This window comes from Streptomyces sp. NPDC050625 (genome assembly GCF_040654755.1).
Taxonomy (GTDB): Bacteria; Actinomycetota; Actinomycetes; order Streptomycetales; family Streptomycetaceae; genus Streptomyces.
Genome location: NZ_JBFAIQ010000004.1, coordinates 138562 through 162525 on the forward strand (window position 1 = coordinate 138562; position 23964 = coordinate 162525).

Here is a 23964-nt window from a genome sequence, read left to right on the forward strand (position 1 = left end):
TCTCCACGGTAGGACGACCGTGCCTACCCTGGAGGAGTGGCCCGGTCCAATGACGAGGTCGCCGCGCTGCTCCAGGAGTACGCCGACCTGATCTCGATCACCGGAGGAGACGCGTTCAAGGCACGCGTCTACGAGAAGGCTGCCCGCGCGATCGGCGGCCACCACGCCGACGTCCGGGGCCTCGACGCCAAGGGCCTGCGGGACATCCCCGGCGTGGGCAAGTCGATCGCCGAGAAGGTCGTCGAGTACTTCCGCACCGGCCGCATCTCCGCCGTGGAGGAGCTACGGGCGCGGATCCCGGCCGGAGTACGGCAGTTGACCGCCATTCCCACCCTCGGACCGAGGAAGGCGCACCTGCTCTACGAGGAGCTGGGCATCTCGTCGGTCGACGAGCTCACCGAGGCCATCCACGCCGAGCGGCTGCGCGACCTCAAGGGCTTCGGACCGCGAACGGAGGAGAACATCCTCCACGGCATAGAGCTGCTGCACTCCACCGGGGACCGTGTCCTGCTCGACGTCGCCATGGACCTCGCCGAGGAGATCACCGCTGCGCTGTCCGAGGTGACCGGCTGCCGGCGCTGCGCCTACGCCGGCTCGCTGCGCCGCGTCCGCGAGACCATCGGCGACATCGACGTCCTCGCCACGGCCGAGGACTCGGCGCCGCTCATGCGGGCGTTCACCGAGCTGCCGTACGTCACCGAGGTCATCGCGCACGGCGGGACCAAGACGTCCATCCGCACCACCAAGGGCCTCTCCGTCGATCTGCGCGTCGTCCCGCCGGACTCCTGGGGAGCCGCGCTGCAGTACTTCACCGGCTCCAAGGCGCACAACATCCGCACCCGGGAACTGGCCGTGCACCAGGGACTGAAGCTCTCCGAGTACGGGCTCTTCGACGCCGAGAGCGGAGCGAAGATCGTCTCCGAGACGGAGGAGGACGTCTACGCCCGGCTCGGCCTGCCCTGGATCCCGCCGACACTGCGCGAGGACCGCGGGGAGATCGAGGCCGGACTGCGCGGCGAACTGCCCGACCTGGTGAGCGAGGCGGACATCCGGGGCGACCTGCACACGCACACCGACCTCACCGACGGTCTCGCCCCGCTGGAGGAGATGGTCGCGGCGGCCGCCGAGCGCGGCTACGCCTACTACGCGATCACCGATCACGGACCGAACCTGTACATGCAGCGCATGACCGACGAGCGGATGCTGGCGCAGCGCGAGCGCGTACGGGAGCTCGACGGCTACGGCGCGCGGGGGCGGCGGGGCGGGATGTGGCTGCTGCACGGTGTGGAGCTGAACATCGACCCGGACGGCGGGGTGGACTGGCCGGAGGAGTTCCTGGCCGGCTTCGATCTGTGCGTGGCCTCGGTGCACTCGCACTTCAACCAGGGCCGCGAGGCGATGACCCGCCGGATCGTACGGGCCTGTGAGAACCCCTACGTCAACATCATCGGCCACCCCACCACCCGCATCGTCGGCAAACGGCCGGGCGTCGACGCCGACCTCGACGAGATCTTCGCCGCCTGCGCGCGCACCGGCACCGCCCTGGAGATCAACGCCCACCCCCACCGGCTCGACCTGCGGGACGAGGACATCCTGCGGGCCCGGCGGTACGGGGTGAAGTTCGCCGTGGACAGCGACGCCCACGCCGCCCTCCACCTGGCCAACATGCGCTACGGGGTGGGCACGGCACAGCGCGGCTGGCTCACCGAGGACGACGTGATCAACACCTGGCCCCGGACACGGCTCAAGCGCTTCCTGAGCAAGAAGGAGGCGCCCGCCTCAGCCGATGCACACCACCAGGAGACACAGCTCGGAGGGCGACGTCGCCGCCGGTGAAGGGCTCGTCTGCGAGGTGCCCGAGCCGCTGCCGCCGGTCTTCGTGGGAGCCGGCGTGGACGGCTGCTGAGCCGTGGTGCCGGTGTCTCCGGTCGTCGCCGAGCCGGTGGCCGGAGAGGCGGACCGCGCCTTCGGAGCCGATGTGGTCGCCGACCGGGGCGTGGTGGCGGCGTCCGGACGCGTGATCGTCGGCGAGGTGCGGTCCGGTCCGGCGGCGGACTGCTGGTGCGGGGTGTTGACGGGGAGCGGCTGTGCGGGGGGTGTGGGGTGCGCGGACCGATGCCTGCCGGGCGGCGGCGTCGACGCCGGGCGGCTCTGCTCCACGGTCGGTTTCTGGGCTGAACCGGTCGGGTTGTTCTCCGGTGCCGTGGCGGCCTGTGCCCGGTCGGCGGCGTGACGGTCCAGGGAGGCGACGGTCAGGCCGCCGCCGACGATCGCGACGGCCGTGGCGACGGCGGCCCGGCGCTTGTTCTTCTTCCACCGGGCCAGCTGGCGACGGCGCGCGGCCCGGCCCTGCGCCGCGGCGGGTGCCTCCGCGGCCGTGTCGGCCGCGATCTCGTCCGCAGGGGCCGCGACGGGGGCCGTGTCACCGGGGCCGAAGTCCGGCCGGTCATGGGCCGCGGCCGGGTTCTCCCACGACGGGACGGCGGGACGCGGGGCCGAGGGCGGGGCTATGTCCGGCGCATAGGCGCCGCATCCGGGACACACCAGGGCGCCGTTGAGATGCCGACGACACGAGGAGCAGTAGTCCATCTGCGGTCTTCCTGGGTTGGCTGCGCCGTCGGCCCGCTCGGCCGCGACCTGGTCGTGTTCGCACGTGGGAATCGATCGATCAGCAACGCTAGCGAGGCTTTCGCGGGGCTGTGTGCAGTCTGTGTGACGCTCCTGCGCAGATGTGACCGGGGGCGCATGAGTGCCGTGTGTTGTTCACGACGTGGGAGATGGAAGGGATTTGGTCGCGGGCCCTCGTTAGGATCTTGAAGGTCGACACTTCGAGGAGGGGGTCCGGAGTTGAACGGAATCGTGGCAGCGGTCAGCAGCAACGGTCAGTACTCGTTCACGAAGCCGAACCGCGCGAGCATCACCTTGCTCGCCGGGCTCGGTGTGGAGGGAGATGTGCACGCAGGCGTGACCGTCAAGCACCGCTCGCGCGTCGCGGTCGATCCCACGCAGCCGAATCTGCGCCAGGTCCACCTCATTCACGAGGAACTCTTCGACGAGGTGGGTGAGGCGGGCTTCGAGGTGGCGCCCGGTCAGCTGGGTGAGAACGTCACCACCCGTGGCATCGACCTGCTGAGCCTGCCGGTGGGCACACTGCTGTGCATCGGCGAGGAGGCGGTGGTCGAGGTGACCGGCCTGCGCAACCCGTGCGTACAGATCGACAACTTCCGCCAGGGGCTGCTGAAGCGGGTCGTCGGCCGCGACGATGCCGGCAACGTCGTGCGCAAGGCCGGAATCATGAGCATCGTGAAGCAGGGCGGTGTGGTGCGCCCGGGCGACACGATCGAGGCGAAGCTGCCGGACGAACCACATCGGCCGCTGGACCGCGTCTGACCCACGGGGGCGGGGGCCGGAACGGGCCCCCGGATGATCCGTCGGCTACTCGGCGGCCATCGCCTCGCGCATCGCCTTGGCGGTGGTCGCCGGGTCGTAGTTCTCCGGGACGCCCGGGACGAGGATGATGTCGCCCTCGATGTGGCGGGAGCGCAGCGGTGCGATCTCCTGGTACGCGGGTGAGTCCCACCACGCCTGCGCCTCGGCCATGCCGGGGAAGGCGATCACCACCACGTGCCCCGGCCAACTGCCCTCCTTCACCTCGTGCTGTGCGGCGTGCACGAGGAAGCGGCCGCCGTACGGCTCGAAGGTCGCGGGGATCCGCTCGATGTACTCGGCGATCTCCGGGTTCGGGGTGGCTTCCTGGAGGTGGGCTATCGCGTAGGCGGGCATGGTGTCCTTCCGGTCGGTCGGGCTCCGTACACCGAAGATCGTGTCATGGCGTGGCCGCGTGGGCGATTACCCGGCAGGTAACCGCCATCGTCCCGGATCGACAGCGAGAGCGGTCATCGGATCGACCATCGGCCCGCGTCCGCGTCCGCGCACGGCTGCGCGTCGCGGCGGAACAGTGCCGTCCAGAGGAAGGGCTCCCCGAAGCGGGGGGAGTCGGAGGGCTCGTCGCGCATGCGGCGCAGCTCGACGGCCGCCAGGTCGGAGAAGACCCAGCGCAGGGACTCCGGTGTGTAGGCGAGGCCGCCCTGGAGGCCGGCGCGGTGGTACAGCTCGGTGTCGGACAGCTCGGACCCCATGGCACCAGCCGCGAAACAGGTGAGGGCGAACAGGCCGCCGGGTGCGAGGAGCCGGTCCAGGAGGGCGAGATAGCTGATACGGCGGTGCGGCGGCAGGTGGTGGAAGCAGCCGGAGTCGTAGATGAGGTCGTACGGGCCGTCGAGCGCGGCGCCCGTCGAGGCGAAGGCGTCGCCGCAGTGGAAGCGGACGTCGGCACCCGTCTCGTGGGCACGGTCGCGGGCCCAGGCGATGGCCGCCGGGGAGAGGTCGACCGCGTCCACCGCGAAGCCCAGCGAGGCGAGATGCAGCGCGTTACGGCCCGGGCCGCACCCCAGGTCCAGGGCGCGACCTGGGGCGATCAGGCCGCGGTCCAGGTACGAGACCAGGTTCTCGTCCGGTTTCGTCGCGAAGAACGGCACCGGCTTGCTCCGGTCCGCGTAGAAGCCGTCCCACCAGGAGGCCGCCCGGGCGGTCCAGCGGTCGGCCTCCGACGCGAACAGGCCGTCCAGGAGCCTGAGTACGTCCTCCACGGTGCGGATGTCCCGGTCCATTGATCCCCTTCCCGATACCGGGATCGTAGGCACGGGGTTGCTGCGGGCCACGTCCGGGCGCCCGTTTGCGAGAGGCGCATCCCGATCCTTGACCGGGGCACGGTGCTCCACGATGCTGTGTTGCGACACGTGAGATGTGTGCCGTAATGAGCAACATCCCGACTCGTATCAGCCGAGGAGTGGCCATGACCCACCAGGTTCGTGCCGTTGTCGCGCGGGGCAAGGGCGCCCCTGTCAGCCTGGAGACGATCGTCGTGCCCGACCCCGGCCCCGGGGAGGCCCTGGTCAAGGTCGAGGCCTGCGGCGTCTGCCACACCGATCTGCACTACCGCGAGGGCGGCATCAACGACGACTTCCCCTTTCTTCTGGGGCACGAGGCGGCCGGCGTGGTGGAGTCCGTGGGCGAAGGGGTCACGGAGGTGGCGCCGGGGGACTTCGTGATCCTGAACTGGCGAGCGGTGTGCGGCCAGTGCCGGGCCTGTCTGCGCGGCCGGCCCTGGTACTGCTTCAACACGCACAACGCCGAGCGGAAGATGACCCTGACCGACGGCACGGAACTCTCGCCGGCCCTCGGCATCGGGGCCTTCGCCGAGAAGACGCTGGTCGCGGCCGGGCAGTGCACCAAGGTGGACCGGGCGGCGTCCGCTGCCGTCGCCGGGCTCCTGGGGTGCGGGGTGATGGCGGGCATCGGCGCCGCGATCAATACCGGCGACGTCGGACGCGGTGACAGCGTGGCCGTCATCGGATGCGGCGGCGTCGGGGACGCCGCCATCGCCGGGGCGCGGCTCGCCGGGGCGGCGAGGATCATCGCCGTGGACATCGACGACCGCAAGCTGGAGACCGCCAGGAGGCTGGGCGCGACCCACACGGTCAACTCCAAGGAGACCGATCCGGTCGAGGCGGTCCGTGAGCTGACCGGCGGCTTCGGCGCGGACGTGGTGATCGAGGCGGTGGGGCGGCCGGAGACGTACCGGCAGGCCTTCTACGCCCGCGATCTGGCCGGCACGGTCGTGCTCGTCGGCGTGCCCACCCCGGAGATGAAGCTGGAACTGCCGCTGCTGGACGTGTTCGGCCGGGGCGGGTCGCTGAAGTCGTCCTGGTACGGCGACTGCCTGCCCTCCCGTGACTTCCCGATGCTCATCGACCTCCATCTGCAGGGCCGCCTCGACCTCGACGCGTTCGTGACGGAGACCATCGCCCTGGACGAGGTCGAGAAGGCCTTCGAGCGCATGCACCACGGTGACGTCCTGCGCTCGGTGGTGGTCTTCTGATGGCCGCCGCGCGCATCGAACGCCTCATCACCTCGGGGACGTTCGCCCTGGACGGCGGCACCTGGGACGTCGACAACAACGTGTGGATCGTGGGCGACGACAGCGAGGCGGTCGTCATCGACGCCGCCCATGACGCGGACGCCGTCGTGCAGGCCCTCGGCGGACGCGCCCTGCGCGCGATCCTGTGCACCCACGCCCACAACGACCACATCGACGCCGCACCCGAGCTGGCCGCCCGCACCGGCGCCCCGATCCTGCTGCACGCCGGCGACCTGCCGCTGTGGAAGCAGACCCACCCCGAGCGGGCGCCGGACGGTGAACTGACCGACGGGCAGACCGTCATGGTCGCGGGGACACCGCTGACCGTGCTGCACACCCCCGGTCACGCCCCGGGAGCCGTCTGTCTGTACGCGCCCGACCTGATGGCGCTGTTCAGCGGCGACACCCTCTTCGCGGGCGGACCCGGGGCGACGGGACGGTCGTACAGCGACTTCCCCACCATCATCGACTCGATCAGGGAGCGCCTGCTCGCGCTGCCGCACGAGACCGTCGTCCATACGGGCCATGGGGACACCACCACCGTCGGCGCCGAGGCGCCGCACCTCCAGGAGTGGATCGACCGCGGCTTCTGACCGCCGTCGCACCCCCTGCGCGGCGCCCGTTCCGCCTGCTCAGCCCTGTTGTCCGGGGTGCTTCGGCATGCCCGGAAACAGGCCCTCGCAACCGCCTCGAACCGGTCCCTGGACACCTTGACAAGGGTTCAGCGCGGCCCGCAGACTGGCGTTGCGCTAATCGCAATCCGTTTCGCTATACGCACCGAGGTGTCATGATGATTCCCGCGTGCCGACTCGCGGATCTGCCGCGAGGCGAGGCCCACCGGCTCGACATCGACCCGCCGGTCTCGGTGTTCCACACCGATGACGGCGAGCTCTTCGCCATCGACGACACCTGCACCCACCAGGACGCCTCGCTCGCCGACGGCTGGCTGGAGGGCTGCGAGGTGGAATGCCCGCTGCACGCCTCGAAGTTCGACCTGAGGACCGGTGCCGTCGATGCCCCGCCGGCCAAGCTCCCGGTCCGCACCCACGAGGTCGTCGTCGAGGACGGCATGATCTATGTGCGGGTGTCCACGGAGGCTCCCAACCTGCCGCCCTGCGTCGCCTCCCGCCTGGCCGGAGGCCCCGCGTGAGGACCGTCGCCGTGGTGGGCGCCTCGCTGGCCGGTCTGTCGGCCGCGCGCTCGCTGCGGAAGCGGGGGTACGACGGACGGCTCGTCCTCATCGGCGACGAGCCGCACCGCCCGTACGACAGGCCGCCCCTGTCCAAGGAGTTCCTGACCGGCGCCATCGGCGAAGCGGATCTGGCGCTGGAGCGGGACGACGAGGACCTGGCGGCGGAGTGGGTGCTCGGCACCCGCGCCACCGGCCTCGACCGCACCGAGCGGGCGATCCGGCTCGCCGACGGCCGCCGGATCCGGGCCGACGGCGTGGTCCTCGCGACCGGCGCCGCCGCGCGCACGCTCCCCGGTTCCGAAGGCCTCACGGGCGTGCACGTCCTGCGCACCCTGGACGACGCCCGCGCCCTGCGCGACGAACTCGCCCGGGGCGGCCGCCTGGTGGTGATCGGCGGCGGCTTCATCGGCGCCGAGGTCGCCTCCACCGCGTACGCGCTCGGACTCGACGTCACGGTCGTCGAGGCGGCGCCGACACCGCTGGCCGGGCCGCTCGGCGAGGTCATGGGGGGCATCGTCTCCGCCCTCCACGCCGACCACGGCGTACGGCTGCTGTGCGGTGTCGGGGTCAAGGGCCTGAGCGGGGAACGGCGCGTCGACGCCGTACTGCTGGAGGACGGCCGCAGCGTGCCCGCCGACACGGTCGTCGTCGGGGTGGGGGCGCGCCCCTGTGTCGACTGGCTGGAGGGATCCGGCGTTGAGCTCGACAACGGGGTGAAGTGCGGCGCCGACGGCCGCACCAGCCTGGCCGGTGTGGTTGCCGTGGGCGACTGCGCCAACTGGTACGACCCGTACACCGGCACCCACCGGCGCGTCGAGCACTGGACCGGCGCGCTGGAACGTCCCGATGCCGCCGTGGCCACGCTGCTCGCGCACGGCGCGACGGAACCGGGCGTGCCCCGGCCGCCGTACTTCTGGTCCGACCAGTACGGCGTGAAGATCCAGTTCGTCGGCCACGCCGCCGGTGCCGACAGCGTCACGGTCGAGGACGGCGCCACCGACGACCGCAGTTTCCTGGCCGTCTACCGGCGCGCCGGCCGGCCGGTCGCCGCACTCGGGATGAACCAGCCCCGGCTGTTCACCCGCTGGCGCAAGCAGCTCAGTGCCGCCGCGCCCTGACCACACCCGACGCCCGATACCCAACGCCGTCCGAAGTCGCTCTTCCCGGCGGGTGAATGACCGATCCACGACGTTCCCGAGGAGTGCAGCGTGACCTCGACAAACCTGCCGGACAGCCTGATCGCCACCCTCCCCGGCTCCTCCTACACCGATCCGGGCATCTTCGCCCAGGAGCAGGAGCGCATCTTCGAGACGATGTGGTTCTGCGTCGCCCGAGCCTCCGATCTGCCGAAGCCCGGCGCCTTCCGCACCGTCGACGTGGGCCGCGAGAGCATCCTCGTCACCCGGGCGCGCGACCACTCGATCCGGGCCTACTTCAATGTGTGCCGGCACCGTGGAGCCAAGCTCTGCACCGAGGAGACCGGCGAGGTCAGGCGCGCCTTCCAGTGCCCGTACCACGCCTGGACCTACGACCTCGACGGCAAGCTCGTCGCGGCGCCCAACCTCACCAAGATGCCCGACGTCGGCCGCACCGAGTACGGCCTGGTGGGCGTGGCGGTGCGCGAATGGCTCGGCTACGTCTGGGTCTGTCTGGCGGAGAACCCGCCCTCCTTCGAGGAGGACGTCCTCGGCGAGGTCGTCAACCGCCTCGGGGACATGGAGTCGATCGAGCACTACGACATCGACAACCTCGCGGTGGGCAAGCGGATCGTCTACGACGTCAGGGCGAACTGGAAGCTCATCATCGAGAACTTCATGGAGTGCTACCACTGCGCCACGATCCACCCCGAACTGACCGAGGTGCTCCCGGAGTTCGCCGACGGCTACGCCGCCCAGTACTACGTGGGCCACGGTGCCGAGTTCGGTGCGGAGGTCCAGGGCTTCACGGTCGACGGCTCCGAGGGCCTGGACCGCATCCCCGGCGTGTCCCAGGACCAGGACCGCCGCTACTACGCGATCACCATCAAGCCGCAGGTCTTCATCAACCTCGTGCCCGACCATGTGATCTTCCACCGTATGTACCCGGTGGCCGTCGACCGCACGGTCGTCGAGTGCGACTGGCTCTATCTGCCAGGGGTGGTGGAGAGCGGCAAGGACGTCAGCCGCTCGGTGGAGCTCTTCGACCGGGTCAACCGCCAGGACTTCGACGCCTGCGAGCGGACCCAGCCCGGCATGAGCTCACGGCTGTACGCCAAGGGCGGTGTCCTCGTGCCCAGCGAGCACCACATCGGCGCCTTCCACGACTGGGTGCACGAGCGCCTCGGCACGCACCGGCCGCAGTGACGCAAGGGCGTGGGCCCGCGGCCTGCGCTCCGGCCCCGAGGTCCGGAGCAGGCGCGGGCCGCTCAGCCCAGGTAGCCCATCCGGTGGCTGATCTCCTCCGCGCCCTTGAGGAGCACGGGGGCGAGTTCGTGCATGCGCTGCTCGGTGAACCGGTACGAGGGCCCGGAGGCGCTGATCGCGGCGATCACCTCGCCGTCCCGGTCACGCACCGGTGCGGCCATGGCGTGCAGTCCGATCTCAAGTTCCTCCAGCGTGGCGGCGTAGCCCCGCTCCCGGGCCTCGGCGAGGTTCTTCTCCAGCTTCGCCTTGGCCGTCAGGGTGTGGGGCGTCATCTTCTTCAGACCGGATTCCGACAGCAGCGTGGCGCGCTCCTGGGCCGGCAGATGGGCGAGCAGGATCTTGCCGCTGGACGTGGCGTGCAGCGGGGTCAGCTCACCGACCCAGTTGTGTGCGGCGACGGCGGACGGGCCGCGTACCTGGTAGAGGTTGATCGCGTAGTGCTCCTGCATCACGGCGATGTTCACCGTCTCGCCGATCTCCTCGGCGAGCCGCTCGCAGACGGGGCGGCCCTGCTGTGTGATGTCGAGTCGCCCCGTGACGGCACCGGCCAGGCGTACGATGCCGAAGCCGAGCCGGTACTTGCCGCGCTCGCCCGCCTGCTCCACCAGCCCGCGCGCCTCCAGGGCGCCGAGCAGCCGGAACGCGGTGGACTTGTGAACATCGATCTCTGCGGCCACTTCACTGACGCCCGCCTCGCCGCGCTGGGCCAGGATCTCCAGGACGCTGATGGCGCGGTCGACGGACTGCACCCCGCCGGCCGGCGCACCGTTTGTTTCGGTATCTGGACTGTAGTTGCTCATAGCGAAACTATACGCGCAGTAAACAACAGTCTTGCAACTAACCGTGCGGAAACACGGAGCCTGCAAGTTGCGTTGTTCGCAACCTGGTGCGTATAGCGACACCCGTATTAGCATGCCTCGCGTATTGACAGCGCGAGCGAGCGAGACGAGGCACCATGGCTCCTCTGCACTACGACTTCGTCATCGTCGGCGGTGGATCAGCCGGCAGCGCACTGGCCAACCGGCTCTCGGCCGACCCGGCGAACCGGGTGCTGGTCCTGGAGGCGGGGAGGCCGGACTACCCCTGGGACGTGTTCATCCACATGCCCGCGGCGCTGACCTATCCCATCGGCAGCCGTTTCTACGACTGGAAGTACGAGTCCGAGCCCGAACCCCACATGGGCGGCCGGCGCGTCTACCACGCCCGCGGCAAGGTGCTGGGCGGCTCCAGCAGCATCAACGGCATGATCTTCCAGCGCGGCAACCCCATGGACTACGAGCGCTGGGCCGCCGACCCCGGCATGGAGACCTGGGACTACGCCCACTGTCTGCCGTACTTCCGGCGCATGGAGAACTGTCTCGCGGCCGACCCCGACGACGAGTTCCGCGGTCACGACGGCCCTCTCGTCCTGGAGCGCGGCCCCGCCACCAGCCCCCTGTTCGGCGCGTTCCTCAAGGCCACCGAGGAGGCGGGCTACGCGCCCACGGACGATGTCAACGGCTATCGCCAGGAGGGCTTTGCGAAGTTCGACCGGAATGTCCACCGCGGACGGCGTCTCTCGGCGTCCAAGGCGTACCTGAAGCCGGTCCGCAAGCGGCCCAACCTCACCGTGAAGACCCGCGCCTTCGTCGACCGGGTCCTCTTCGAGGGCAAGCGTGCCGTCGGCGTCGAGTACCGGCGCGGACGCGGTGCGCCGCAGCAGGTGCGGGCCCGTGAGGTCATCCTGTGCGGCGGCGCCATCAACTCCCCGCAGCTGCTCCAGCTCTCCGGTGTGGGCAACGCCGCCGAACTGTCCGCCCTCGGTATCGACGTCGTGCACGATCTGCCGGGCGTCGGCGAGAACCTGCAGGACCACCTGGAGGTGTACGTCCAGTACGGCTGCAAGCAGCCCGTCTCCATGCAGCCGTACATGGCGAAGTGGCGCGCCCCCTTCATCGGGCTCCAGTGGCTGCTGCGCAAGGGCCCGGCGGCCACCAACCACTTCGAGGCCGGCGGCTTCGCCCGCAGCAACGAGGACGTCGACTACCCCAACCTGATGTTCCACTTCCTGCCCGTCGCGGTCCGCTACGACGGCTCCTCGCCGGCCGGCGGCCATGGCTATCAGGTGCACGTCGGGCCCATGTACTCCGATGCCATCGGCTCCGTGAAGATCAAGAGCAAGGACCCGCGCGAGCACCCCGCGCTGCGCTTCAACTACCTCTCCACCGAGCAGGATCGCCGGGAGTGGGTCGAGGCGATCCGCGTGGCCCGCCGGATCCTCGACCAGCCCGCACTCGCCCCGTACAACGCCGGCGAGGTCTCGCCCGGTCCCTCCGTCGAGACGGACGAGGAGATCCTCGCCTGGGTCGCCAAGGAGGGCGAGACCGCCCTGCACCCCTCGTGCACCTGCAAGATGGGCACCGACGAGATGTCCGTGGTCGACCCGCTGAGCATGCGGGTGCACGGCCTCGACGGGCTGCGGGTCGTCGACGCCTCGGTCATGCCCTACGTCACCAACGGCAACATCTACGCGCCGGTGATGATGATCGCGGAGAAGGCGGCCGACCTGATCCTCGGCAAGGAGCCGGCGGCGCCCTCCAAGGCCGCCTACTACCGCCACCGCGACGCCCAGAAGCAGGCCGGGTAGGCCTTGGGCGCCGAGGTCCTGCGGACGCTGCTGGACCGCGTCCGCTACGAGGTGCTGCCGGCCAGGGCGACGGAGGAGAAGGTCCTTGCCCATGTCCCGCGCGAGGTCGTCGTCACCGTCACGGCGTCGCCGGTCAAGGGCCTGGAGCCGACGCTCGGCCTCACCGAGCGGCTCACGGCGCACGGCTACCGGGTCGTCCCGCACGTGCCCGCGCGGCTGTTGCGGGACGACACGCACCTCAAGGACACGGTGGAGCGGCTGCTCGCGGCGGGCGTCGACGACGTCTTCGTGCCCGCGGGCGACGCTGACCCGCCCGCCGGGCCGTACGACGGGGCGCTGCCCGCGCTGCGCAGACTGAGCGAACTGGGCAGCCCCTTCGCACGGCTGGGGATCACCGGCTACCCGGAGAGCCATCCGCTCATCCACGACGACATCACCATCCAGGCGATGTGGGACAAGCGCGCGCACGCCACGTACATCGTCAGCAATCTGTGCTTCGATCCGCGCGTGCTGGGCGACTGGATCGCCCGGATACGGCGCCGCGACGTCACGCTGCCCCTGTACGTGGGCGTCGCCGGGCCCGTGCAGCGCGCGAAGCTGCTGTCCATGGCGACGAAGATCGGGGTGGGGGAGTCCGCACGCTTCCTGAGCAGACACGCGTCGTGGTTCCTGCGGTTCGCGACACCCGGGGGTTATGTGCCCGAACGGCTCCTGGAGCGCGGCGCGGACGCGCTGGCCGCGCCCTCGGCGGGCGTGGCGGGCCTGCACGTCTTCACGTTCAACCAGGTCGCGGAGACGGAGAGGTGGCGCCGGGCCCTGCTCGACCGGCTCGGCTGAGGGCCGGCACCTGTGTACGAACGCCCGGGCGGGGCTGGAATCCGGTGATTCCAGCCCCGCCCGGTGTGCGCGCGCCGCCGCTCAGCGGAAGACCACCGTGCGGTTCCCGTCGACCATCACGCGGCTCTCCGTGTGCCACTTCACCGCGTGGGCCAGGACCTGTGCCTCCACGTCGCGGCCGACCGTGACCAGGTCGTCCGGGTCGAGGGAGTGGTCCACCCGGACCACGTCCTGCTCGATGATCTGGCCCTCGTCCAGCTCCGGCGTCACATAGTGCGCGGTCGCGCCGACCAGCTTCACCCCTCGCTCGTACGCCTGCTGGTAGGGCTTCGCGCCCTTGAAGCTCGGCAGGAAGGAGTGGTGGATGTTGATGGCGCGGCCCTCCAGCTCCTTGCACAGGTCGTCGGAGAGGACCTGCATGTAACGGGCCAGCACCACGAGGTCGACGTTCAGCTCCCGCATCAGCTCCAGCAGGCGTGCCTCCGCCTCGGGCTTGGTCTCCCGGGTCACCGGGATGTGGTGGAAGGGGATGCCGTAGGTCTCCGCCAGGGACTCGAAGTCACGGTGGTTGGAGACGATCGCCGGGATCTCGATGTTGAGGGCGCCGGTGCGGCAGCGGAAGAGCAGGTCGTTCAGGCAGTGTCCGAACCGGGACACCATGATGAGCGTCCGGGTCGGCGTCGCGGCGTCCCGGAGGGTCCAGGAGATCCCGTAGGCCTCGGCGACGGGCCCGAATCGGTAACGCAACTGTTCCAGGCGGGTGTCCGGATCGGACACGTCGAAGTGGACCCTCATGAAGAAGCGGCCCTGGATCCGGTCGTCGAACTGCTGGCTCTCCAGGATGTTTCCCGAGTTCCTGACGAGGTAGCCGCTCACTGCGTGGACCAGTCCGGCCCGGTCGGGACAGGAGAGGGTGAGGACGTACTCACGGCCGGATTGCGGTCTAGGGGACATACGCAGGCCTCCGTTGATGCGTAATACACAACTGGGTGAGCGATACGCAACATAGTTCAGCCTGGGACTGTCGGCGGTCAAGAGAGGGGCATTCGGCCCTTGCGAAAACGCCGGGACCCCTTGACGTATCTCTCAGCGTCGGTCAGGGTTCCCCCACAAGCAATTCGATGCACGATGCGCAACGAATTTCGGTCGAAGGGCTCCGCTCGTGGCAGACCTGTATGTGGACGGAGAATGGCGCGAAGCGGTGGCCGGAGGCCACCGGGAGATCCGCTGTCCGGCGGACGGCACGCTGGTGGCGACGGTGTCCGAAGCGACCCGCGCCGACACCGGGGCCGCGATCGCCGCGGCCCGCCGGGCCTTCGACGAGGGCCCCTGGCCGCACACCCCCGAACGTGAGCGCGGCGCACTGCTGTTGCGCACCGCCGACCTCATCGAGCGGGACGCCAAGGAGTTCGCCCGCGCCGAGTCGCTCGACACCGGCAAGCGTCTGGTGGAGAGCGAGTACGACATCGCCGATGTCGTCTCCTGCTTCCGCTACTACGGCGGCATCGCCGGCACCAGCTCCGGCCGGGTGGTCGACACCGGCCGCGACGACGCCCTCAGCCGGGTCACCTACGAGCCCGTCGGCGTCTGCGGACTGATCACCCCGTGGAACTACCCGCTGCTGCAGGCCTCCTGGAAGGTCGCCCCCGCCCTCCTCGCCGGCAACACGATCGTGCTCAAGCCCAGCGAGCTGACGCCCTCCACCTCGATCCTGCTGATGCGGGCCCTGCACGAGGCCGGACTCCCGGCCGGCGCCGCCAATCTGGTGCTGGGCGCCGGAGCCGAGGCCGGCGCGCCGCTGGCCGAGGACCCGGCCGTGGACATGGTGTCCTTCACCGGAGGCCTCCGGACCGGACGGCACATCATGGCCACCGCCGCCGCGACGGTGAAGAAGGTCGCGCTGGAGCTCGGCGGCAAGAACCCGAACGTCGTCTTCGCCGACGCGGACTTCGAGACCGCCGTGGACTTCGCGCTCACCGCGGTCTTCCTGCACTCCGGGCAGGTCTGCTCGGCCGGCGCCCGGCTGATCGTCGAGGACCGCCTGCACGACGACTTCGTCGACGAACTCGTACGCCGCGCCCGGCAGATCCGCCTCGGCGGGCCCTTCGACGCCGAGGCCGAGACCGGTGCGCTGATCTCCGCACAGCACCGGGAGAAGGTCGAGGCCTACGTCGCGGCGGGCCTCGCCGAGGGCGCCGTACTGCGCTGCGGCGGCGAGCGCCCCGACGACCCCGCGCTGGCGAACGGCTTCTACTACCCGCCCACCGTCCTCGACGAGTGCCGGCAGGACATGAGCGTGGTGCACGAGGAGTCCTTCGGTCCCGTGCTCACCGTCGAGCGGTTCTCCGGCGAGGACGACGCCGTCCGGATCGCCAACGACACGGAATACGGACTCGCCGGAGCCGTCTGGACGCAGGACGCGGGCAAGGCCCAGCGGGTCGCGCGCAGGCTGCGCCACGGCACCGTGTGGATCAACGACTACCACCCCTATGTGCCGCAGGCGGAGTGGGGTGGGTTCGGGCACTCGGGCGTGGGCCGGGAGCTGGGACCGACCGGTCTGGACGAATACCGAGAGCCCAAGCACGTCTGGCAGAACATCCAACCCCGGCCGCAGCACTGGTTCCGCGGCTGAACGCCGAAAAGAGGTCGATCGTGACCCCAGCACAGACCGAGGTGTCGCAGCGGCGCGACACGTCCCAGGACCCCGAGGACCGCACCCCGGTCATCTCCGTGCGCCGGCTGTGGAAGGTGTTCGGGCCGAAGGCCGACCAGGTGCCGGACTCCGAGGAACTGTGCGGCCTCACCCGCCGCGAGCTCATGGACCGCACCGGATGCACCGCCGCCGTGCGCGATGTGAACTTCGAGGTGTCGCCCGGTGAGGTCTTCGTCGTCATGGGTCTGTCCGGCTCCGGCAAGTCCACCCTGGTGCGCTGCCTCACCCGGCTGATCGAACCCACCGCGGGCGAGATCGTCTTCGAGGGCGAGGACATCCGCGGCGCCGACCCCGGGCGGCTGCGCGAACTGCGGCGCAACAAGTTCTCCATGGTCTTCCAGCACTTCGGTCTGCTGCCCCACCGCAGGGTCGTCGACAACGTGGCCTTCGGCCTGGAGATCCGCGGCATGGGCAAGGCGGAGCGCATCAAGCGGGCCATGGAGGTCGTCGAACTGGTCGGCCTGGCCGGATACGAGAACTCCTACCCCGACCAGCTCTCCGGCGGTATGCAGCAGCGCGTCGGCCTCGCCCGCGCCCTCGCCGGCGACCCGGACGTCCTCTTCTTCGACGAGCCGTTCTCCGCGCTCGACCCGCTGATCCGCCGCGACATGCAGAACGAGGTCATCCGGCTGCACCACGAGGTCGGCAAGACCATGGTGTTCATCACCCACGACCTCTCCGAGGCCCTCAAGCTCGGCGACCGCATCCTCATCATGCGCGACGGCAAGATGGTCCAGTGCGGCACCGGCGACGAACTCGTCGGGGCCCCCGCCGACGACTACGTACGGGACTTCGTCCAGGACGTGCCACGCGGCGACGTCCTCACCCTGCGCTGGATCATGCGCCGCGCCGAGCCGGACGACGCCCTCGACGGACCCGAACTGGGCCCGGACGTAGTGGTGCGCGAGGCCACCCGCGCGGTCCTGGCCGCCGAGAAGCCGGTCAAGGTCGTCGAGAACGGCAAACTGCTCGGCATCGTCGGCGACGAGGAGATCCTCGCCGTCGTCGCCGGTCAGCAGGGCGGTGCGTGATGGCCGTCGCCGCCGACGCGACCGCGCCGGTCGCACACCTGCGCAGGAAGGTCAGCCGGCCCATGGTGCTGGCGGCGATCCTGCTCGTCTGGCTGGTGCTGTTCGCCGCGCTGCGCGGCCGGCAGACGATGACCCTCGCCGCCGCCGACCTCACGGGTCTGCACCGCTGGCTGAACGACGTCAACGACACGATCGGCGCCAACCGCGACTCCAACCCGCTCTTCCTCTACTTCTTCAATGAGATCCGCCTGGTCATCGACAACCTGGTGACCTTCATCCAGTCGCTGATCTCCCAGCCCACCGACGGCCGTCCGGTCCCGCAGATCGGCTGGCTCGGCGTCGTCGGACTCACCGGCTATGTCTCCTGGGCCGTGGGCAACTGGAGGGTCGCCCTGCTGGCCGTGGCCGGCTTCACCTTCCTCGGGCTCCAGGGCCTGTGGCAGGAGAGCATGGACACACTGGCGCTGACCCTGTCGGCGGTCTTCGTGGCCCTGCTCATCGGCATCCCGCTCGGCGTGTGGGCGGGCCTCTCCGACCGGTTCAACCGGATCATGACGCCCTTCCTGGACTTCATGCAGACGATGCCGACCTTCGTCTACCTCGCCCCGCTGACCCTGTTCTTCCTCATCGGCGGCGCCTCCGCCACCATCACCACGGTGATCTACGCGGCACCGCCCGCCATCCGCATCACCGCGCACGCCATCCGCTCCGTACCGCAGACCACCGCGGAGGCGGCCGACTCACTGGGCACGACGCGAACCCAGCAACTACTGAAGGTTCTGCTGCCGTTGTCCAAGCGCACCGTGGTCATGGGCATCAACCAGACCATCATGGCCGCCCTGGCCATGGTGACCATCGCCGCCCTGATCGACGCTCCCGGACTCGGCAAGACCGTCGTGCAGGCACTGCAGTCGCTCGATGTCGGTACGGCCTTCAACGCCGGTCTCGCCATCGTCGTCATGGCCATCGTCCTGGACCGGGTCACCACGGCGGCGGCCGCACGCGACGAGGCGGCCCGGCGCTCGGGCGACCGCTTCCTGAAGTGGCGCCGGCCGCTGCTGGCGGCGGGCGGAGTCGCCGCGGCCGTCCTGGTCTATCTCTCGCACACCTACATCTGGGCGGCCGAGTTCCCCGGCGAGGGCAGCACCGGAAGCAACATCGCGAGTGCGGCCGACACGGCCACCACCTGGATGCAGGACCATCTCTCGGGCCTCACCAACGCCTTCCGGGACGCCATCACCAACGGTCTGCTCAACCCGTTCCAGACGCTGCTCACCGACTCCCCGTGGTGGCTCGTCGCGGCCGCCCTGGTCGGGCTCGGCGCGGTGCTCGGCGGCTGGCGCGCCGGGGTGACCGCGGCCGTGTGCGTGGGCCTGCTGGTCGGTACGGGCCTGTGGTCGGACAGCATGACGACGCTGGCCTCGACCGTGGTCGCGACCGTACTGGTGATGCTGCTCGGCGTCGCCTTCGGCGTATGGATGGGCCGCAGCGCGCTGGTCGACCGGGTCATCCGGCCCACGCTGGACGCGGCGCAGGTCATGCCGCCGTTCGTCTATCTCGTGCCGTTCCTCGCGCTCTTCGGCGCCACCCGCTTCACCGCCATCGTCGCGGCCGTCGTCTACGCGGCGCCCGTCGCGATCAAGATCATCGCGGACGGGGTGCGGAACGTACCGGAGACCACCGTGGAGGCGGCCTCCTCCGCCGGGTGCAACACCTGGCAGATCATCACCAAGGTCCAACTGCCGATGGCACGCAGCGCCCTGACTCTCGCGACCAACCAGGGGCTGATCTACGTGCTGTCGATGGTTGTTGTGGGCGGCCTGGTAGGGGCCGGCGCCCTCGGCTACGACGTCGTGGCCGGATTCTCGCAGGGAGAGCTGTACGGGAAGGGACTGGCGGCGGGACTCGCCATCGTACTGCTCGGAGTCATGTTCGACCGGATCACCCAGGCTGCGGCGCGACGCACCAGGGCATAGGACCAGGGCATAAGGAGCAGGACACCATGGCAAGACACTGGCGAGCCGGCGCGGCCGGCCTGGCCGTACTCGGCCTCACCCTCACGGCCTGCGGAGGGGCGAAGGTCGGCGACAGCTCGTCCGAGGGCGGATCGAAGGGCTCGGGCGGCAAGTGCGGCACGTTCAACCTCGCGGTCAACCCGTGGGTGGGCTACGAGGCGGACGCGGCGGTCGTCGCGTACGTCGCGCAGCACGACCTCGGCTGTACGGTCAACAAGAAGGACCTGAAGGAAGAGATCGCCTGGCAGGGCTTCGGGACCGGTGAGGTCGACGCCGTCCTGGAGAACTGGGGCCACGACGATCTGAAGAAGAAGTACATCACCCAGCAGAAGACCGCCGTGGACGCCGGGCAGACCGGCAACAAGGGCATCATCGGCTGGTACGTGCCGCCGTGGCTGGCCAAGGCCCACCCGGACATCACCGACTACAAGAACCTCGACAAGTACGCCTCCAACTTCAAGACGTCCGAGTCGGGCGGCAAGGGCCAGTTGCTCGATGGCGACCCGTCGTACGTCACCAACGACGCGGCGCTGGTGAAGAACCTGAAGCTGGACTACAAGGTGGTGTACGCGGGCAGCGAGACCGCGCTCATCCAGGCCTTCCGCACGGCCGAGAAGAACAAGCAGTGGGTGATCGGCTACTTCTACGAGCCGCAGTGGTTCCTATCCGAGGTCCCGCTGGTGAAGGTCAACCTGCCCGCGTACAAGACGGGCTGCGACGCGGATGCGGCCAAGGTCGCGTGCGACTATCCCGTCTACGACCTGAACAAGATCGTCAGCGCGAAGTTCGCCAAGTCCGGCAGTCCGGCGTACGACCTGGTGAAGAAGTTCAACTGGACGAACGACGACCAGAACACCGTGGCCAAGTACATCGCGGTGGACAAGCTGTCCGACGAGGCGGCAGCGAAGAAGTGGGTGGAGGCGAACCGAGACAAGGTGGATGCGTGGCTGAAGTAGGGCCGGCTGACTTCGACGGGTGGAGGTAGCTGCCGGGGCGGGCGGCGCGTTTCTTCCGCCCCCGCCGCCCCTACCCATCCCATCCCCAGGGGCTCCGCCCCCTCACCCCCGGCGGGGACTGCGCCCCCTGCACCCCTGCCGGGGCTCCGCCTGCGCGCCCTGCTGGGGTTGGGCCTGTGGTCCCTGGTGGGGGCTGGGTCACTTCTGCCTTTGGTGTGGCTTGGCTTGCGTGCCTGCTGGGCTCGGACTGTGGCTGCTGGTGGGGGTTGGGTCGCCTGTAGCTCTGGCGGGGTTTTGCCTGGGTGCGCGGGCGGGTTTCGGCCTGCGGCTCCCGGTGGGGATGGCTTCCCGTGTGTTCTTGGTGGGGGCGTCTGTACATCTGCTGGGGTTCGGCCTGTGGTCCCTGGTGGGGGTTGGGTCACTTCTGCCTTTGGTGTGGCGTGGCTTGCGTGGCCTGCTGGGGTTCGGTCTGTGGCTGCTGGTGGGGGTTGGGTCGCCTGTAGCTCTGGCGGGGTTTTGCCTGGGTACGCAGGCGGGTTTCCGCCTGCGGCTCCCGGTGGGGATGGCTTCCCGTGCGCTCTTCGTGGGGGCCTCCGTACTCCGCTGGGGTTCGGCCTGCGGTCCTGGCGGGGGCTGGGTCCCCCCACCCTTGGTGGGGCATCACCTCCGTGCTCTGCCGGGGCTGGGCTCGCGGTTGCCAGCGGGGAGTCTGCTGCACCCCTGACGGGGCGTCGCCGGCGTACCTTGCCGGGGTTTGGCCTGTGGTCCCTTGGGGCTGGGGTGCCTGTATCCCTGGAGGGGCTTTGCCCACGTGCCACGCCGGGTCTCCCGTCTGCGGATCCCGGCGGGGGCTGCGTCCCCTACATCCGGCGCGGGGTTCGCCTCCGTGCTCTGCCGGGGCTGGGCTCGCGGTTGCCAGCGGGGAGTCTGCTGCACCCCTGACGGGGCGTGGCCTGTGGTCCCTTGGGGCTGGGGTGCCTGTATCCCTGGAGGGGCTTTGCCCACGTGCCACGCCGGGTCTCCCGTCTGCGGATCCCGGCGGGGGCTGCGTTCCCTGCATCCGGTGCGGGTTCGCCCCCGTGCCCTGTCGAGGTTGGCTCGAGGTTTCCGGCGGGGGCTGTGTCCCCTGCACGCGGCGCGAGCCTTCGCCCCCGTGCTCTGCCGGGGTCTTGCCCTTACGGCGGGGACTGTGGCCCCTGGATACGTCGTGGGGCGTTGCCTCTCTGCTCTGGTGGGGCTCGGACTGCGGTCCCTGGCGGGGGCGCGTCGACTTTGTTCGTGGACGAGCTTCGCCTGCGTGCTCTGCTGGGCCCGTCGACGGCGCCTGGCGGGAGCTGTGTTCCCTGTACCGCCGTTCGCGGGGCTTGGCCCCCCGTAGCACCCCTCCTGGGGCTTGCCCCGCCTGTCAGACCCGGGACGCGCTGATTCCTTCAGCCCGTCCGGCGTTTGAGGACGTGGCCGTTCGGGCCGAAGCGGGGGGCTGGGGGCGGCAGCCCCCAGGGATGGGACGGGTAGGGGCGGCGGGGGCGAAAACCTTCTCGAGGCCCGGCAGGGTGCAGTCACCGCCCGCCGGGCCCCGGCACGTCCGGCCCCGCTCCCACCCCCCGTTTCCGGGCTGTTCACCGACGTACTGCACCCCCTTGACACCCCTCCTCGGAGCCAGGCACATTGAGTTGCGCAACCTGAATCATGTTGCGTAGACAGCAACTGGACTGCTTCGAGTTCGGAGGTTGGGCGATGGCGGGACCCCGAGTGGTCATCATCGGAGCGGGCGTCGTGGGAGCGGCCCTCGCCGACGAGATCTCCGCACGAGGCTGGACCGAAGTGACCGTGGTCGACCAGGGCCCCCTTCCGGCAACCGGGGGTTCCTCCTCGCACGCCCCGGGCCTGGTCTTCCAGACGAACCCCTCCAAGACCATGACGGAGCTGGCCCGCTACACCGTCGAGAAGTTCTGCTCCCTCGACGTCGACGGCAAGCCCTGCTTCCTGCAAGTCGGCGGCCTGGAGGTGGCGACCACCCCGGCGCGCCTCGCCGAACTCCACCGCCGCCACGGCTGGATCACCGCCTGGGGCATCGAGGCCCGCCTGCTCACCCCCGAGGAGTGCGTGGAGCAGCACCCGCTCGTCAACCGCGACCGCGTCCTCGGCGGCCTCCTCGTCCCCACCGACGGCCTCGCCAAGGCCGTCCTCGCCGTAGAGGCCCAGATCCGCCGGGCCACTGAACGCGGCGTCCGCTTCCTCGCCCGCCACGAGGTCCTCGACGTACGGCAGAGCGAGGGCCGCGTCACCGGCGTCATGACCGACCAGGGCGAGATCCCCGCCGACATCGTCGTGTGCTGCGCCGGCATCTGGGGCCCCAAGATCGCCCGCATGGTCGGGATGAACCTCCCGCTCACCCCGCTCGCCCACCAACTCGCCTGGACCGGCCCGGTTCCGGCCCTCGCCGGCCAGACCGAGGAGGCGGTGCGCCCGATCCTGCGCCACCAGGACGCCGACCTCTACTACCGCGACCGCTTCGACGGCATCGGCATCGGCTACTACGGCCACCGCCCCATGCCCGTCTCCGCCGACGACATCCTCTCCGTGGACGAGGCCGACCAGATGCCCTCGGTCCTGAAGTTCACCGAGGAGGACTTCGAGGACGCCTGGACCGAGACCCGGTCCCTCCTGCCCTCGACCAAGGAGGCCAAGGTGGAGGAGGGCATCAACGGCCTGTTCTCCTTCACCACCGACGGCTACCCGCTCCTCGGCGAGTCACCGGAGGTCAAGGGCTTCTGGGTCGCGGAGGCCGTCTGGGTCACCCACTCCGCCGGTGTCGGACGTGCCGTCGCCGAATGGCTGGTCGACGGCTACTGCTCGTCCTTCGACCTGCACGAGTGCGACGTCAACCGCTTCGAGCCGCACCAGCTCTCCCCGGAGTACGTACTGGCCCGCGACTGCCAGAACTTCGTCGAGGTCTACGACATTCTGCACCCGCTCCAGCCCTCCGGAAAGCCGCGCCCCATCCGCACCAGCCCCTTCCACGCCCGCCAGGAGGAACACGGCGCGTTCTTCCTGGAGGCGAACGGCTGGGAGCGCCCGCAGTGGTACGAGGCCAACGCGGGCCTGGTCGAGGGCCGCTCCATCCCCACCCCCAACGACTGGGCCGCACAGTACTGGTCGCCCATCGTCGGCGCCGAGGCCCAGGCCACCCGTGAGACCGTGGCGATGTACGACATGACGGCCCTCAAGCGCCTCGAAGTCACCGGCCCCGGCGCCGCCGCCTTCCTGGAACGGCTGGCCACCGGCAAGGTCGACAAGTCCGTCGGCTCCGTGACGTACACCCTGCTCCTGGACCACGACGGCGGCATCCGCAGCGACATCACCGTCGCCCGCCTCGCCCGCGACCTCTTCCAGGTCGGCGCCAACGGCAACCTCGACCTCGACTGGTTCACCCGCCACCTCCCCGCCGACGGCACGGTCCAGGTCCGCGACATCACCCCCGGCACCTGCTGCATCGGCCTGTGGGGACCGCTCGCCCGCAAGGTCCTGCAGCCGCTCACGGACGCCGACTTCTCCAACGACGGCCTCAAATACTTCCGCGCCAAGCGCGCCCACATCGGCAGCGTCCCCGTCACCGCGATGCGGCTGTCGTACGTCGGTGAACTCGGCTGGGAGCTGTACACCACCGCCGACCTGGGCCAGAAGCTCTGGGACACCCTCTGGGCCGCGGCCGAGCCGCTCGGCGGCGTCATCGCGGGCCGCGGCGCCTTCAACAGCCTCCGCCTGGAGAAGGGTTACCGCTCCTTCGGCACCGACATGACCTACGAGCACGACCCCTACGAGGCCGGTGTCGGCTTCGCCGTCAAGCCCGACAAGGACGACTTCATCGGCAAGGCCGCACTCGAACGCCGCAGGGCCGACGTCCGCCGCAAGCTGACCTGCCTCACCATCGACGACCCCCGATCCGTCGTCATGGGCAAGGAGCCGGTGTACGACGGCGACCGCGCCGTCGGCTACGTCACCAGCGCCGCCTACGGCTACACGATCGGCAAGGGCATCGCCTACGCCTGGCTCCCGGCCGAACTCACCACACCCGGCACCACCGTGCACATCGGCTACTTCGACCGGCGCATCGAGGCGGTCGTAGCCGAGGAGCCCCTGTTCGACCCGACCATGTCCCGACTGCGCGGCTAGTGCGTCGCGCGAGCTTCGAGGGAAGGAACACCGCCG

General features: G+C 70.1%; 19 protein-coding genes. 14 read left to right on the forward strand and 5 right to left on the reverse strand.

The genetic code is table 11. From position 1 onward, the window contains the following. Window positions 1-36 precede the first annotated feature (36 nt). Entirely contained in the window at window positions 37-1836 is a 1800-nt protein-coding gene (polX, locus tag AB0I54_RS11105; protein ID WP_363295651.1) for a DNA polymerase/3'-5' exonuclease PolX, read from the forward strand. Here the strand turns inward: polX and AB0I54_RS11110 are convergent. Next, the gene (locus AB0I54_RS11110; protein WP_363295652.1) at window positions 1780-2589 is read right to left on the reverse strand and encodes a hypothetical protein; all 810 of its coding nucleotides are present in this window, start codon (window positions 2587-2589) and stop codon (window positions 1780-1782) included. The genes polX and AB0I54_RS11110 overlap by 57 nt on opposite strands. Window positions 2590-2847: 258 nt before the next feature. Here AB0I54_RS11110 and AB0I54_RS11115 point away from each other — a divergent pair, with 258 nt between their 5' ends. Next, window positions 2848-3390: an MOSC domain-containing protein gene (locus AB0I54_RS11115; protein ID WP_363295653.1), complete on the forward strand. Its 543-nt coding sequence runs from the start codon at window positions 2848-2850 to the stop codon at window positions 3388-3390. A 45-nt stretch (window positions 3391-3435) separates the two neighbouring features. Here AB0I54_RS11115 and AB0I54_RS11120 read toward each other — a convergent pair whose 3' ends face one another. Beyond that, window positions 3436-3783, reverse strand: a complete 348-nt coding sequence (locus tag AB0I54_RS11120; protein ID WP_363295654.1) for a DUF1330 domain-containing protein — start codon at window positions 3781-3783, stop codon at window positions 3436-3438. 113 nt (window positions 3784-3896) lie between these two features. After that, complete coding sequence (locus AB0I54_RS11125; protein WP_363295655.1) at window positions 3897-4670, reverse strand: class I SAM-dependent methyltransferase; 774 nt, start codon at window positions 4668-4670, stop codon at window positions 3897-3899. Window positions 4671-4855: 185 nt separating this feature from the next. Here AB0I54_RS11125 and AB0I54_RS11130 point away from each other — a divergent pair, with 185 nt between their 5' ends. The 5 genes from AB0I54_RS11130 to AB0I54_RS11150 all read left to right on the forward strand — a co-directional run bounded on the left by AB0I54_RS11130 (window position 4856) and on the right by AB0I54_RS11150 (window position 9514). After that, window positions 4856-5941, forward strand: coding sequence for an S-(hydroxymethyl)mycothiol dehydrogenase (locus AB0I54_RS11130; RefSeq protein ID WP_363295656.1), 1086 nt, complete (start codon window positions 4856-4858; stop codon window positions 5939-5941). Continuing rightward, on the forward strand, window positions 5941-6573 hold the full coding sequence (locus AB0I54_RS11135; RefSeq protein ID WP_363295657.1) for an MBL fold metallo-hydrolase: 633 nt from the start codon (window positions 5941-5943) through the stop codon (window positions 6571-6573). Before AB0I54_RS11130 ends, AB0I54_RS11135 begins: the two co-directional genes overlap by 1 nt. 194 nt (window positions 6574-6767) lie before the next feature. Continuing rightward, window positions 6768-7130 carry a bifunctional 3-phenylpropionate/cinnamic acid dioxygenase ferredoxin subunit gene (locus AB0I54_RS11140; RefSeq protein ID WP_316764487.1) on the forward strand — a complete coding sequence of 121 codons (363 nt, stop codon included), beginning with the start codon at window positions 6768-6770 and terminating at the stop codon, window positions 7128-7130. After that, complete coding sequence (locus tag AB0I54_RS11145) at window positions 7127-8290, forward strand: FAD-dependent oxidoreductase (protein ID WP_363295658.1); 1164 nt, start codon at window positions 7127-7129, stop codon at window positions 8288-8290. The genes AB0I54_RS11140 and AB0I54_RS11145 overlap by 4 nt, the downstream gene beginning before the upstream one ends. Before the next feature lie 90 nt (window positions 8291-8380). Beyond that, window positions 8381-9514 (forward strand): aromatic ring-hydroxylating dioxygenase subunit alpha, encoded by a 1134-nt coding sequence (locus AB0I54_RS11150; protein WP_363295659.1) that lies wholly within the window; start codon window positions 8381-8383, stop codon window positions 9512-9514. Between the two features lie 62 nt (window positions 9515-9576). On the opposite strand, the gene AB0I54_RS11155 is transcribed toward AB0I54_RS11150, so the two are convergent. After that, window positions 9577-10374, reverse strand: coding sequence for an IclR family transcriptional regulator (locus AB0I54_RS11155; protein ID WP_363295660.1), 798 nt, complete (start codon window positions 10372-10374; stop codon window positions 9577-9579). Between the two features lie 155 nt (window positions 10375-10529). Between AB0I54_RS11155 and betA the strand changes: the two genes are divergently transcribed. Together betA and AB0I54_RS11165 are read left to right on the forward strand one after the other, a co-directional pair. After that, window positions 10530-12200, forward strand: coding sequence for a choline dehydrogenase (gene betA / locus AB0I54_RS11160; protein WP_363295661.1), 1671 nt, complete (start codon window positions 10530-10532; stop codon window positions 12198-12200). Between the two features lie 3 nt (window positions 12201-12203). Beyond that, on the forward strand, window positions 12204-13037 hold the full coding sequence (locus AB0I54_RS11165; protein WP_363295662.1) for a 5,10-methylenetetrahydrofolate reductase: 834 nt from the start codon (window positions 12204-12206) through the stop codon (window positions 13035-13037). An 81-nt stretch (window positions 13038-13118) separates the two neighbouring features. Here AB0I54_RS11165 and purU read toward each other — a convergent pair whose 3' ends face one another. Continuing rightward, the gene (purU, locus tag AB0I54_RS11170) at window positions 13119-13991 is read right to left on the reverse strand and encodes a formyltetrahydrofolate deformylase (protein WP_363295663.1); all 873 of its coding nucleotides are present in this window, start codon (window positions 13989-13991) and stop codon (window positions 13119-13121) included. A gap of 208 nt (window positions 13992-14199) precedes the next feature. Here purU and AB0I54_RS11175 point away from each other — a divergent pair, with 208 nt between their 5' ends. The 5 genes from AB0I54_RS11175 to AB0I54_RS11195 all read left to right on the forward strand — a co-directional run bounded on the left by AB0I54_RS11175 (window position 14200) and on the right by AB0I54_RS11195 (window position 23928). Continuing rightward, window positions 14200-15669, forward strand: coding sequence for an aldehyde dehydrogenase family protein (locus AB0I54_RS11175; protein ID WP_363295664.1), 1470 nt, complete (start codon window positions 14200-14202; stop codon window positions 15667-15669). Window positions 15670-15689: 20 nt separating this feature from the next. Beyond that, entirely contained in the window at window positions 15690-16781 is a 1092-nt protein-coding gene (locus AB0I54_RS11180; RefSeq protein WP_363295665.1) for a glycine betaine/L-proline ABC transporter ATP-binding protein, read from the forward strand. Next, a complete protein-coding gene (locus AB0I54_RS11185; RefSeq protein WP_363295666.1) occupies window positions 16781-18757 on the forward strand; it encodes an ABC transporter permease subunit in 1977 nt (658 codons plus the stop codon). The genes AB0I54_RS11180 and AB0I54_RS11185 overlap by 1 nt, the downstream gene beginning before the upstream one ends. 26 nt (window positions 18758-18783) lie before the next feature. Next, window positions 18784-19752: an ABC transporter substrate-binding protein gene (locus AB0I54_RS11190; RefSeq protein ID WP_363295667.1), complete on the forward strand. Its 969-nt coding sequence runs from the start codon at window positions 18784-18786 to the stop codon at window positions 19750-19752. Between the two features lie 1737 nt (window positions 19753-21489). Then, complete coding sequence (locus AB0I54_RS11195; protein WP_363295668.1) at window positions 21490-23928, forward strand: FAD-dependent oxidoreductase; 2439 nt, start codon at window positions 21490-21492, stop codon at window positions 23926-23928. Window positions 23929-23964 lie beyond the last annotated feature (36 nt).